Source organism: Cohnella phaseoli, from assembly GCF_003386235.1.
Taxonomy (GTDB): Bacteria; Bacillota; Bacilli; order Paenibacillales; family Paenibacillaceae; genus Cohnella; species Cohnella phaseoli.
This window is the reverse complement of sequence record NZ_QRDZ01000007.1, coordinates 167864-181770: the sequence shown is the minus strand read 5'-3', so window position 1 is coordinate 181770 and position 13907 is coordinate 167864. Positions and strand designations below refer to the sequence as shown.

11 protein-coding genes and 1 pseudogene are annotated in these 13907 nt (G+C 40.8%); all 12 read left to right on the top strand.

The features are described 5' to 3' along the window. Window positions 1-83: 83 nt before the first annotated feature. A pseudogene (locus DFP98_RS40215) lies at window positions 84-419 on the top strand (transposase); the annotation flags it as partial. 276 nt (window positions 420-695) lie between these two features. Next, window positions 696-1637, top strand: a complete 942-nt coding sequence (locus DFP98_RS11205) for a YveK family protein (protein WP_116060676.1) — start codon at window positions 696-698, stop codon at window positions 1635-1637. A gap of 13 nt (window positions 1638-1650) precedes the next feature. Beyond that, the gene (locus DFP98_RS11200; protein ID WP_116060675.1) at window positions 1651-3597 is read left to right on the top strand and encodes a nucleoside-diphosphate sugar epimerase/dehydratase; all 1947 of its coding nucleotides are present in this window, start codon (window positions 1651-1653) and stop codon (window positions 3595-3597) included. Window positions 3598-3711: 114 nt separating this feature from the next. Next, window positions 3712-5937, top strand: a complete 2226-nt coding sequence (locus DFP98_RS11195) for an O-antigen ligase family protein (protein WP_116060674.1) — start codon at window positions 3712-3714, stop codon at window positions 5935-5937. Then, window positions 5930-6943: an NAD-dependent 4,6-dehydratase LegB gene (locus DFP98_RS11190; protein ID WP_116060673.1), complete on the top strand. Its 1014-nt coding sequence runs from the start codon at window positions 5930-5932 to the stop codon at window positions 6941-6943. The genes DFP98_RS11195 and DFP98_RS11190 overlap by 8 nt, the downstream gene beginning before the upstream one ends. Further along, complete coding sequence (locus DFP98_RS11185; protein ID WP_116060672.1) at window positions 6940-8118, top strand: LegC family aminotransferase; 1179 nt, start codon at window positions 6940-6942, stop codon at window positions 8116-8118. Before DFP98_RS11190 ends, DFP98_RS11185 begins: the two co-directional genes overlap by 4 nt. Further along, entirely contained in the window at window positions 8115-9284 is a 1170-nt protein-coding gene (gene neuC, locus DFP98_RS11180; protein WP_116060671.1) for a UDP-N-acetylglucosamine 2-epimerase, read from the top strand. Before DFP98_RS11185 ends, neuC begins: the two co-directional genes overlap by 4 nt. 15 nt (window positions 9285-9299) lie before the next feature. Beyond that, on the top strand, window positions 9300-10373 hold the full coding sequence (gene neuB / locus DFP98_RS11175; protein ID WP_116060670.1) for an N-acetylneuraminate synthase: 1074 nt from the start codon (window positions 9300-9302) through the stop codon (window positions 10371-10373). After that, window positions 10370-11011 (top strand): acetyltransferase, encoded by a 642-nt coding sequence (locus DFP98_RS11170; RefSeq protein WP_116060669.1) that lies wholly within the window; start codon window positions 10370-10372, stop codon window positions 11009-11011. Before neuB ends, DFP98_RS11170 begins: the two co-directional genes overlap by 4 nt. After that, window positions 11004-12053: a nucleotidyltransferase family protein gene (locus DFP98_RS11165; RefSeq protein WP_116060668.1), complete on the top strand. Its 1050-nt coding sequence runs from the start codon at window positions 11004-11006 to the stop codon at window positions 12051-12053. Before DFP98_RS11170 ends, DFP98_RS11165 begins: the two co-directional genes overlap by 8 nt. Further along, complete coding sequence (locus tag DFP98_RS11160) at window positions 12050-12742, top strand: acylneuraminate cytidylyltransferase family protein (RefSeq protein ID WP_116060667.1); 693 nt, start codon at window positions 12050-12052, stop codon at window positions 12740-12742. Before DFP98_RS11165 ends, DFP98_RS11160 begins: the two co-directional genes overlap by 4 nt. Continuing rightward, window positions 12739-13896, top strand: coding sequence for an N-acetyl sugar amidotransferase (locus DFP98_RS11155; protein WP_116060666.1), 1158 nt, complete (start codon window positions 12739-12741; stop codon window positions 13894-13896). Before DFP98_RS11160 ends, DFP98_RS11155 begins: the two co-directional genes overlap by 4 nt. The last annotated feature ends 11 nt before the right edge of the window (window positions 13897-13907 follow it).

Genomic DNA, 13907 nt, shown 5'->3' with positions numbered 1-13907 from the left:
GTAACATGCATTCTTCCAAGTCCCTCGATCTGTTTTGCCCATGGTAGCGTTTCTAATGCTTCTTACGAATTTCTCATAGCAATAGGCTTAAAAGTAACTCGATCAGCAGTGCGGTTGTTTACCAGGCGATGGGTATTGAAGAGATAAGCTACCGCCAGATACTTATCTTCTACGTAGGCAGGCATGATAGTGTGCCATGGGCTGACGAGAAGTGCAAAGATCCGTGGGGAGACAGATGTAATGCTAAGGCCTATGACGGACTGCCGGGGGTGGAAGAAGCATTACAGGAAAGCTATCCGAAAGCGGATGTACAGCATTGCGTCATTCATTAAGGAACTGCCACCTTTACAAAAATTCGGGTATCTGTTATGACGAAATTTCTCGGTGACTTGAAGCAAGCTTATACGGCTTGTGACGGTACGAGCAGTTGCCACACTCATAACATTTCAATCTGATCTATACAATCTTGCCTTGTATGTAAAGTTATGCCGCCTTTTCTCACACGGCATTAACTTGTTAATATTCCAGTTGTTTTTCTCCCGTTCATTTTTGTGGGGTTGATCTTAAGCTAAACTTATATAGCATATTGGTATTGAGGACAATTATTGTTTGTCTCGATATCTTATCGGGGGTATAATTAGAGGGTATAATCGTATGTTGAATAAAGTCGAATAAAGTAATGGGAGAAGATGACGTTGCAAACAGAGATGAATCTAAAAAAAATTATTAAATACACAAGTATGAATAAAAAGTTGTTAATAATTATTATGTTTGTATCTATTGTAACAAGTACACTTTTAAATGTGTTGTTTATGAAGACAAGCTATACTTCGAACCAGAATATTCAAATCTCGCCTATTATAGAACTCGAAAAATTTGAAGCACGTTACAATCTTGCTTACAAAAACGTGATTAACAATAAACAAACTTACTCCAAAATGATCGAACAATTACAACTAGACCCTAAGGTGTATACATTCTCCAAAATGAAGACTATAAGTACGATCAGTGCTGATTTCAAATCCAACTCTGTCGAGATTGAAGTAAGTGATCCCAACAAGGCTCTGTCGGAAAATATTGCGATGCTATTATCGCAAGAGTTTGCAAGGGCATGGACGAACGGTATTCTGAAATCGGAGAAGATCGTCTACGAAGAAAAGATGAACGCGACCAAGGATTCATTGGATGCGGCGAAAATCAAAATCAATATGAATTCCGAAACGCTCAAAAAAACGCCGCAGACTATAGAACTAGCTAATTCGATCTTAATGGATGGGAAAATCGGGGACGGCGAAGAAATCAATCCGATTTACGTTCAGTTAATGAATAAGCAAAGCCAGCTTGAAGAGGAAGCAGCTTTAATAGAACTTGTGCTGAAGCAAGAGGAAGGGAAGTTCAACGAACTAGTATCCAGTTTAGAGGGACAACTCAACTCGGAGTTGCTAAAAATCAACGATGGTCAGGCTATTCAAATCAGTTATAATAAAGAATTTCTTGAAGTTCAACCATTAGAAAGCGAGATTCAAACTTCTATCTCATCGAGAATAGGATTTGTTGTAGGGGTTAGCATTGTTTGTTTAATATCCACTTTGCTAGCGATTATTCTTAAAGAATATCTAAAAGATGAATCTAAATAAAAGTGGTGAGGGCATGAATAGCAATTTCAGAAGAATAGTAATATTTATATTGATAGATACGACAGTTGTGTGCCTGTCAATATTTCTAGCCTATCTAATTCGGTTTGATTTTGAAACGAGTAGTGTTAACTTTGCTTATATTGAATATGTCATGGTAAGTCTTTCATTGCTTACCATTGGCTTCAACATATATTTTAGGGTATACAGAACAATATGGAAATTTGCAAGCTTAGGTGATTATATCAGCATCTTTAAGGGGGCTGTTTTTGCCTCGGCTTGCTTTTATATAGTGCACCATCTTGCAATTAATAGCATTGCATATCATTACTTTTCGCGATACATTACGGTACCCCGTAGCACTACTGTTCTCTCGTTTGCGTTTATTCTCGTTGGCATCTTAATGAGCCGCGTTTTGACGCGAGAGATCAAAGGATTCAGGGGGAAAATTCAGAAGCATCACAGGCGGACATTGATCGTTGGTGCGGGCGAAGCCGGGATGCTGGTCATCAAAGAGTTGAATAATACGAATTCAGAGAGCTATCCCGTTGTAATCGTGGATGATGACGTTACAAAAGTAGGCTATCGGATGAATGGAATATTGGTTGCCGGAAAACGAGAGGACATCCCGAGTTTAGTAAATCAATATCATATACAGGACATTATACTAGCCATACCCTCTACATCCCGAGTGGAGCAAGCGAGTATATTACAGATTTGCAAAACGACGGGATGCAAGATTAAAATTATGCCCAAAATTAACGATCTCATAGACGGAAGAATATCCTTAAATCTTATCAAGAACGTGGAAGTAGAGGACTTGTTGGGAAGAGATCCAATTATCGTTGATCTTAGACAAGTTACGGGCTACATAAAGGATAAAGTTGTGTTGGTTACTGGCGCAGGCGGTTCAATAGGGTCGGAGCTTTGCAGACAATGTGCTAAGTTCAGTCCAAGAACATTACTTCTGCTCGGACATGGAGAAAATAGTATTTACGAAATAGAATTCGAAATGAAAAGAAAGTTCCCGAATCTGCAGATTGAAACGTTAATTGTCGATATACAGGATCGCATCCGCCTGAATTCTGTATTTGAGAAATATAGGCCCAACGTAGTTTTCCATGCTGCTGCTCATAAGCATGTGCCACTAATGGAGAAAAATCCAGCCGAAGCCATCAAAAACAATATATTTGGAACAAAGAACGTAGCGGAATGTTCCGATACTTACCAGGTGGAACGATTTGTTATGATTTCGACGGATAAAGCGGTTAATCCAACTAATGTGATGGGTGCTACCAAAAGAGCAGCGGAAATGCTGATTTTGCAATTGAACGAAAAAAGCCAAACGGATTTTGTTGCGGTACGTTTTGGAAATGTGCTAGGTAGCCGCGGAAGCGTTATTCCGATATTCAAGAAACAAATAGAAGCGGGAGGACCGATTACGGTTACACACCCAGAAATGGTCCGTTATTTCATGACGATTCCGGAAGCGGTACAACTGGTCATTCAGGCGGGGGCTCTGGCAACCGGAGGGGAAATATTCATACTGGATATGGGACAGCCGGTTAAAATATCCGATTTGGCTTATGATTTAATTCGCCTTTCGGGGATGGAGCCCGGAGAAGATATTAAAGTGGAATATACGGGGATTCGTCCTGGAGAGAAACTCTTCGAAGAGATTTTAACGAACGATGAGGGGGCAAAAACGACCAAACACGATCGGATATTTATCGGTAAGCCCTCAGAGGAATCCTATGCCCGTATGGATTTCATACTGAAGAAACTGGAGCAATTAGTCAAAAGCTCGGACGAGAATAACGATGAATTGATACGTCAGCAATTAGCTAATCTTGTCCCGACTTATAAACGCGATTCCGCATTGAGTTCAATTGAGGAAATCAAAGATAACATCCGGTCCTCTATTGAGGTTTTGGCGACGGTCGAAAAAAATTCGTTGAAATAGGTGGTAAATCTCTTGAGAAAGAATCCTGCTAAACAGGAATCAAAGTTATTGTTGCTGTTATTGGGTGTTATTATAATATATTTAATAATTGCACCCTATAGCAGAGGTTTGTTCATGGGTGGGAGCTACACCTTTGATAAACCTATCTACATTTCATTGATAGGCTTATCTTTGGCGTTAATCCTTCAAAGTTGGATTGCATTTAGAGATGCTGAAACCATCAGCATTAAGGATCCAATCGTATGGATTTGGTTAATTCCTGTTACCTTCATTATTTCGGCAATTAACGGGGTTTCTACGTATAGTTCCATCTATAGTATTTATATACATGTGTTCTATGTTATTTTTTTCGGAGCAGGATGTCTAATCGCTAAAAGCAAAAATACCTTAAATGTTCTTGAACAAACTTTAATTATATCAGGGTATATTGTTGTCCTGCACGGTTTTCTAAACTGGTTTGGATTCGTTCAATACAAGGATGCCATTTTCGGGTATAGACTAGCAGGTGCGTTTCAATATCCTAATGCATATGCCGCATTTTTGATCGGATTTCTATTTATTTCTATTACGCAAATCCTTCGAAGCAGATCTTGGAAAATTTACGTATTGCATAGCCTGATGTTGGTTCCCATAATGCTTTCGATCATATTTACTTTATCAAGGGGAGGGCTTATTCTATTAATTGTTTCTTTTTTCTTGTACATCAGTATAATGAATTGGAGAAAACAACTGATCTCCATACTCATTATAGCCACGACAGTCGTAGTATCGATAATGGTCAGTTCGATTATATACAATGCGAGAGCGCCATCGGTCAATGAAGAAATCGTAGGCGGATCGCTTTTGATCCTAGCTTCTGGTATTGTGACTTTTATGATCTGGGTCTTAAAAGAGAAGTTAGTTAAGTTAAACGAGTTTATGGATCGCTGTAAAGGATCAAATAGACTCGTACTTCCGGTATCTATGTTATTCATAGTGGGCCTGCTCGGCTTTATTATTATTCAGTTAGATCGAGTATTTAGCATACTTCCATCGCTTTTACAGCGCTTAACAGCATTCGATTTAGGTCAAGCGGCATTTTCCGATCGTTTTTCATTCCTGAAAGACGCACTGACTATGATTAACCAGAAACCGATATTCGGTTACGGTGGCGGAGGATGGAGTGCGGTTTATGAGAAGTATAGAAGTTTTCCGTACACAAGCAATCAGGCCCATGATTTTATTGTTCAGTATATTATTGAGGTCGGATTTTTAGGCGGGATCGTACTACTGGTTTTAATAGGTTGGATATTCTTTAACTACTTAATGATGCATATCAAAGAAGATTGGTCTGAATCGGAATCATTTACTTTTGTGCTTGTGGCAGGCGTGTTGCTGATGCATAGCCTAGTCGATTTTACGCTAAGTTTTGTCTATCTAGCCTCTATTGTTTTCCTGGCTTTAGGAGTGATGTGGGGTTCGGTTCGAATCAGTAGGAATAAGACTAAGGAAATCACTAATTCAAAGAGAAATTATCGCATAGTAAAAAGCGTATTTCTTTCCATTGTGTCGATAGTAGCGGTAATTCTATTCGTAAGCTCAATATGTTTATTGCAAGCTAACGATAAGTTTGCATATGCTATAGAGAACATCTATAAAAAGAATCAGATCGTTCCGGAGTTGAATGAGGCTGTGAAAATGCAGCCGTTGAACCCAGAATATGCCCTATTTGAAATAAACATAAAGAGACAGCTTTACGGTCAAACCAAGGATCAGAAATTGTTAAGCGAGATCAAAAGTTCTATTCAAAAGCTAGAAAAGACAGAACCTTATAACAAACATCTTTATCGAGAACATTATAGTTTTCTTGTTCAAATCGGCGAGTACAAAGAAGCTTTGAAATTAATAAGAAACAAAGAAAACGACTTTCCTTGGAACGCGGAGCAGTACGAAATTTACCTAAGTTTGTTGTGGCAAGTAGGCAATAATTCTTCTAATGAAGAAGAGTATTGGAAAGAAGCTCATCAACTCTATGAGAAAATACAAGATAAAGAAGCATTCGCCAATAAAAATAATATACAAGTAGATCATTTTGAAATTAATAAAGCAATGAAACTAACTATGGGTCGAATCCTGTTTAGCGAAGGAGAGTACAAACAAGTATCGGACATGTTAGGAGTTCTCATACAGCAAAGCTTTGATATCCCAATTAACGTTGAATTGTCTAGACTATTCATAGCATCCACCATGCTCCAAGATAGATTAAGTGAATTTAGAGAGTTGTATATGAATTTAATAACAGAAGTTCCACAAGAAAAAGATAATATTGAGCGTTTGGTAGCGGAGGGGAAAAATGACTAATCGTATTAAAGGAAAAGTACTCATTACAGGTGCTGACGGATTCATCGGTTCTCATCTCACGGAAGAAATGGTGCGCCAGGGATATGATGTAAGAGCATTCGCTGTTTATAACTCCTTTAATAGCTGGGGGTGGCTAGATCAATCCCCTAAAGAAATAAAGTCTTCTTTAGACGTATTCCTGGGGGACATCCGGGATCCCCATGGAGTTAAGCAAGCAATGCGCGGATGCGATGTCATACTTCACTTGGCCGCATTGATTGCGATCCCGTATTCCTATCATTCACCGGATACTTACGTGGATACGAATATCAAAGGAACATTGAACTTGCTTCAAGCAGCCAGGGAATCTGGTGTGTCGAAGTTCGTTCATACGTCTACGAGCGAGGTTTATGGAACAGCACGCTTCGTTCCGATTACGGAGGAACATCCTCTTCAGGGGCAGTCTCCGTATTCCGCCAGCAAGATCGGAGCCGACCAGATGGCAATGTCCTTTCATGATTCGTTTCAGACTCCCGTAGCCATCATACGACCATTTAACACCTACGGGCCTAGACAATCGGCCAGAGCGGTCATTCCGACGGTTATTACTCAGATCGCGAGCGGGAAAAAAGAAATCAAGCTGGGATCTCTACACCCGACCCGAGACTTTAATTACGTCGAGGATACCGTAAGAGGATTCATCGATGTGATGGAGTCGAATGCGTCGATCGGCGAAGTCATCAATATCGGAAGCAACTATGAGATTTCCATCGGCGAGACAGTCCGACTCATTGCCGAAATCATGAACAGCAATATCGAAATCGTGACGGACTCTTCCAGGCTGAGACCGGAGAAAAGCGAAGTTGAGCGGTTGTGGGCCGATAATCAAAAAGCAAAGCGTCTGCTGGGATGGGAATCGCATTACGCTGGTAAAGATGGTTTAAGAAGGGGGCTAGAGAACACGGTAGAGTGGTTTACGAACCCGGGAAATCTCAAAAACTACAAAGCCGATTTCTATAACATATGAGTAAGCAAATAAACACAACTCAATTAATAGAAGTAATAAGAGCGACCATTCATTCAGAGAAGCCGTTCGTCGCTCTGCATGAACCAGTATTTCAAGGACGGGAGAAAGAGTTCGTAGTTGATTGCTTAGAAACGGGCTGGGTGTCTTCTGTAGGTAAGTATGTCGATTTGTTCGAACAAATGCTGGCTGAATACACTGGTTCTGTTAGAGCGGTTGCAGTCGTTAATGGGACTGCTGCATTGCATATAGGTTTACTGATTAGTGGAGTTCGACCTGGGGATGAAGTAATTTGCCCATCCTTATCGTTCGTTGCTACTACTAATGCAATTACTTATTGCGGAGCTGTACCTCATTTTGTAGATGTCGACGAAATAACGCTTGGAATTGATCCCAAAAAGCTAGATTCTTATCTTAGCGAAATTGTACGGATAGAAGGCAAAAGACCCTATAACAAAGTAACTGGCCGCCCGATCTCGGCTGTTGTTCCCATGCATACCTTCGGACATCCCGTTCGGTTGGAAAAGTTGATGGAAGTTTGTTCGAAATATGGCCTTGAATTAATCGAGGATGCGGCGGAATCCTTAGGTTCTTTTTATAAAGGCAAACATACCGGGACTTTTGGTAAGGTAAGCGCGATGAGTTTTAATGGAAACAAAATTATGACAACAGGCGGCGGTGGAGCTATTCTCGTGCAGGATGAGGTGCTCGGCAAGTTGGCCAAACATATTACGACTACCGCGAAAGTGCCTCACCGATGGGAATTTATACACGATCAAGTCGGATATAATTATCGACTTCCGAATATTAATGCTGCTCTCGGCTGTGCACAGATGGAACAGCTACCTTACTTTCTTGAAAGAAAACGCAGCTTAGCCGATCAATATCGAAAAAACTTACAGTTAGTTGACGGGATTACTTTCTTTACTGAACCTCCCGAGTGCAAAAGCAATTACTGGCTTAACACAATAATCCTTAACGATGAGACCCAGGATGAAAGAGACCATGTGTTAGAGCAACTCAATGATCATGGTTTGATGTCTAGACCTGCATGGACGTTGTTGCATAAGCTTGTTATGTATCAGGAATGTCCGAGAATGGAGCTTATTGCATCGGAAAAACTGTCCAAAAGAATGATCAATATTCCAAGTAGTTCATTCCTAGGAGGATTGGAATGACAAGAAGGAAAATTTGCGTAGTTACGGGAACTCGAGCAGAATATGGTTTACTGTATTGGCTGATGAAGGAGATCGATCAAGATCCGGAATTAGAGTTGATCGTCGCCGTAACGGGAATGCATCTATCTCCAGAATTCGGATCTACGTATCAACAAATCGAAAAAGATGGATTTTCTATTCATGAAAAAATAGAAATACTTCTGTCAAGCGATACTGCGGTTAGTATTACGAAGTCTATAGGTTTAGGAGTGATCGGATTCGGCGAGATGTTCGATAGGCTTAAGCCGGATCTATTAGTAATACTAGGGGATCGTTATGAAATAATGGCGGCCGCTCAGGCCGCCATTATTAGTAGAATTCCCATTGCTCATTTGCACGGAGGAGAAACGACGGAAGGGGCTTTCGACGAAGCGATTAGGCACTCCATCACCAAAATGTCTCATATCCACTTTACTGCGGCTGAACCATATCGTAGAAGAGTGATACAACTTGGTGAAAATCCATCATTGGTGTTTAATTACGGAGCGCCGGGGATTGAGAATATAAATAGATTGAAACTAATGGATCGGAAATCACTGGAAGACTCTATTGGTTTTCAATTCGGAACGTTAAATTTCCTAGTAACCTACCATCCCGTAACGTTAGATCGCAATGGACCTGGAGGAGCGATGGGTCAATTACTGCTGGCATTGGATCAATTTCCAGAAGCCCGAATTATTTTTACCAAACCTAACTCCGATACGGACGGAAGAATTATTACTGCCCTTATTGACGAGTACTGCGAACGACATCCGACAAGGACAAAATCCTTTATCTCGATGGGCCAGTTACGCTATTTAAGCGCGATCCAATACTCACATGTTGTAATTGGAAATTCTTCAAGCGGGATAATCGAAGTTCCTGCACTTAAGAAGGCAACCGTGAATATTGGTGATCGACAGCTCGGTCGATTGAGGAGCGCTTCGGTAATCGATTGTTCTGAAGATCAAGAATCAATTGTAAGCTCAATCAGATATGCCATGTCTGAGAAGTTTCAAAACGAACTAGACTCGGTTGAACATATCTATGGCGATGGCCAAACTTCATTGAAGATTAAAGAGGTATTAAAAACGGTTAATCTGGATGGAATCTTAAAGAAGAGCTTCTATGACTACCCACTTCATTAAAAGGAGAATATCTAAGTGCGAAAAACCTATATCATAGCCGAGGCGGGAGTTAATCATAACGGATCAATAGAATTGGCTCGCTCCTTGGTGGACGCTGCCGTAGAAGCTGGGGCTAATGCGGTAAAATTCCAAACCTTCAAGGCAGAGAATCTTGTCAGCAAGAAAGCCCCAAAAGCAACCTATCAGAAGCAAACGACGGATAATGAAGAATCCCAATTCGACATGTTAAAGAAACTGCAATTAAGCGAACAGGATCATTTTGACCTGGTGGAATATTGCGAGCAACGGGCAATCGATTTCATATCAACGCCTTTTGATATTGATAGTCTGCACTTTTTAACCCACCGTCTAAATGTAAAAAGTTTGAAGCTATCGTCTGGCGAAATTACTAACGGCCCATTGTTGTTAGAGGCGTCAAAAACTGGAAAGCCCATTTTTCTTTCAACGGGCATGAGTACGTTGTCTGAAATTGAGGCTGCATTGAGCGTCCTCGCATTTGGTTACTTGAACTCTACTGAGTCTCCGAGTAAAGCGCAGTTCCAAAACGCTTATTTTTCTGATGAAGGGCAGAAGTTAATTAAGACGAACGTGACATTGCTTCATTGTACGACAGAATACCCGGCGCCTTTAGAAGAGGTGAACTTAAAGGTTCTTCATACTATGAAGCATGCGTTTTCATTAGAAGTAGGCTACTCGGATCATACAAAGGGAATTGCTATCCCTGTTGCTGCGGCAACAATGGGGGCTTCGGTCATCGAAAAGCATTTTACGCTTGATCGAAATATGCCAGGACCGGATCATCAAGCTTCACTAGAACCGCATGAATTAAAAGAAATGGTTCAGTCCATTAGAGATGTCGAGTTGGCAATGGGGAATTCGTTAAAGGTACCAGTCAAATCGGAGCTTAACAATATAAACATCGTAAGAAAAAGTATTGTAGCGTTAGAAGAAATCAAACAAGGAGAGATTTTTTCACATCATAACCTAGGGGTAAAACGACCAGGCAATGGAATATCGCCCATGCTTTATTGGGATTATCTGGGGAAAGAAGCTGCTAAAAATTATAGTCAAGATGACGAGATTGTATGAAGCCTCTCATTATTATGGGCGGAGGCGGTCATGCGAAGGTTATTGCCGAATCATTGTCTTTAATGGGGCTTGAAGAAGCGATAATAGGATTTACTGCCTTGGACGGTAGCATGGAATTATTTAATATGCCCTATATCGGTGATGATAGTGCTATTTTAGAGTATAATAAAGAAGAAATTTGTCTAATTAACGCGGTTGGCTCGACGGGACGAAATCAATTTCGAACAAAACTTTTCAAGGATTTCCATGAGAGAGGTTTTGCCTTTGCTAATGTCGTTCATCCAGCTGCCATTCTGTCCAAGTACGTGACAATAGGAGTAAGCGTGCAAATTATGGCGGGCGCTATCATTCAATCAGGAACTCGCATTGGAGATAACGTGATTGTCAATACAGGTTCCAGAATTGACCATGATTGCATCGTAGGAAATCATGTCCATGTTTCTCCGGGAGCCATACTTTGCGGTTCGGTTGTTGTAGAGGATGAGGTACATATTGGCGCAGGTGCAACAGTGATCCAAGGGATTACCTTGGGCAGAGGAAGCATCGTCGGAGCTGGAGCCGTTGTGATCAAAAATGTATTGCCTTATACGACTGTTGTTGGGATACCTGCAAGGGAGGTTCAAAAGAGAAATGGATGATTGGAAAAAAACACTTCTGAGTAATAATTGTTCAATCAGAGATGCGATAGAGTGTTTGGAATCCAATTCACTAGGTATCGTATTGGTCGTTAATGGATATCAAGTATTGGAAGGAACCATCACGGACGGAGATATACGTAGGGGAATATTGAAGGGAATTTCGTTGACGGAGCCCGTCGGTACGATAATGAATCATAAGCCTACTGTAGCCTTTGAGCATGAAGGGAAGGCCTCTTTACGCGCAATAATGACAAATAAACATATTCGGCAAATCCCAGTCGTAGATAGGTTGGGGAGAATTGTTCGATTGGAAACCTCAGAAGATTTACATAAGCCTCAACAGCTTGATAATTGGGTAGTCTTAATGGCTGGCGGGCTCGGGAGCAGATTGAGACCATTAACGAACGAGTGTCCCAAACCGCTGTTGAAGGTAGGCGGTAAGCCATTGTTAGAAACGACGCTAGAAAGGTTTATTAGTCAAGGTTTTAGAAACTTTTACTTAACTGTTAACTATAAAGCGGAAATGATCGTACGGCATTTCGGAGATGGTTCGCAATGGGGCGTGAATATTCGTTACGTAAGGGAAAATAAAAGAATGGGGACAGCCGGAGCTTTGAGTTTATTGCCTCATAGGCCGGATAAACCGTTTATCATAATGAATGGCGATCTGTTGACAAGCGTTAACTTTAACAATCTCATTGCCTTTCATAAGGAGCATAAATCTTACGCTACTATGTGTGTTAGAGATTATGAGTACCAAATTCCTTACGGCGTCGTTAATATTAATAAACAAAAATTTGTTTCTATTGAAGAAAAGCCAATTCATCAGTACTTTGTGAATGCGGGAGTGTACGTACTGGATCCGATAGCTCTGGATTATATTCCGAGCGATCAATTTTACGATATGCCCGATTTGTTTACCCAGATTCGCAATCATGAAAAAGAGCTTACCGTGTTTCCTATACGTGAGTACTGGCTCGATATCGGTAGGATAGAAGACTTCGAGAAAGCTAACATCGATTTCATGGAGGTCTTTGGATGATAGATGGAAAAACGATTTTAGCTGTGATTCCGGCCAGAGGCGGTTCCAAAGGCATTCCAAAAAAGAACATTAGCCTTGTCTTAGGAAAGCCGCTTATTTCTTGGACGATAGAGGAAGCTAAAAAATCAAAGTACATTGACAGATTAATTCTATCCTCCGATGATCATGAAATTATGAATATCGCATTGAAGTACGGGTGCGAAGTGCCGTTTGTTAGGCCTAAAGAGCTTTCCGATGATTTTGCTTCGGGAATGGACGCGGTGTTGCATGCTGTGGATTCTATCGGTCAACATTACGATTATGTACTTTATCTGCAGCCAACCTCGCCTCTTAGGACGGCCGATGACATTGATAATTGCATCGAGATGTGCATAAGCGAAAAAGCTCCTGCCTGCGTATCCGTTACTACCGTCGACAAAAGCCCATACTGGATGTTTTTCTTAGACCAATCGAGAGTATTAGATACTCCGGTGATAAGTAATGAAGGGTTAAAGAAAAGACGGCAAGATATCAACGAAGCCTATGTTTTGAATGGCGCGCTATATTTCGCAAAAACGGATTGGTTGAAGGAAAACAAGGTATTCGTAAACAAGGAAACTCTTGCTTACAAGATGCCGAATGAAAGATCTATCGACATTGATACAGTGCTTGACCTAAAATTATTCGAAATGATGGTGACTATATCATGATGAAACGAGATTTGCGAAAGTTGTATAACCTTCCTGAAGAAATTCGATATTGTAAAAAATGCACGATTTCTAACCAACGTCCGCGAATTACTTTTGATGAGCATGGTGTTTGCAGCGCTTGTAATTATGCTGAATTCAAACGAACAAAGGTAGATTGGGACTTGCGCGAGAAAGAATTGATAGAGATGCTGGACCGGCATCGTAAAAGCGATGGATCCTACGATGTCATTGTTCCTTGCAGCGGAGGAAAAGACGGCTCTTATGTTGCACATCAATTGAAATATAAATATGGCATGAATCCATTAACCGTTACATGGGCTCCTCACATTCCGACGGATATTGGTCGCGCCAATTTGCAGTCATTTATTCAATCCGGTTTCGATAACATTCTTGGAACACCTAATGGCAAAACTCATCGACTGATGACCAATCTGGCGTTTAATCATCTGGGAGATCCTTTCCAACCCTTTATTTACGGCCAAACCAATTTCCCACTTAAAGTAGCGATTCAAAATAATGTGTCGCTTATTATGTATGGTGAGAATGGTGAAGTTGAATATGGCGGAGATATGAAAAACGCATTTCGGCCAACAAGGGAAATTGCCGATCATGATAAACATTATTTTTCTGGACTCCCACCTGAATTTTGGAAAGATCACGGCGTGACAGATAGTGACATTCATCCTTACTTAGCACCGCAGTACGAACAAATTTTGAAAAACAAAACTGAAATTCATTTTTATGGATATTATAAATTTTGGGACCCTCAAGAGAACTATTATTATTGCGTGGAAAACACCGGATTCTCCGCGAATCCAGAAAGATCGCAAGGAACTTATTCGAAATATGCAAGCTTGGATGACAAAATCGACGGGTTCCATTATTTCTTAGGATATATTAAATTCGGTATTGGACGCTGCACTTCGGATACCGCACACGAGATCAGGGATGGGAAGATTACTCGTGAAGAAGGGGTAGCGCTAGTTCAGAAATACGATGGTGAATTCCCTAGTAAATATTATAAAGAGTTCTTAGAATACGTGAATATTACCGAAGAACAGTTTGAGAGAGTCGTTGATAGTTGGAGATCAGATCATATCTGGCTTAAGTCAGGAAACGATTGGAAGTTGAAGTCCGCGGTTTGGGAACAATAATAGAGGTGGGA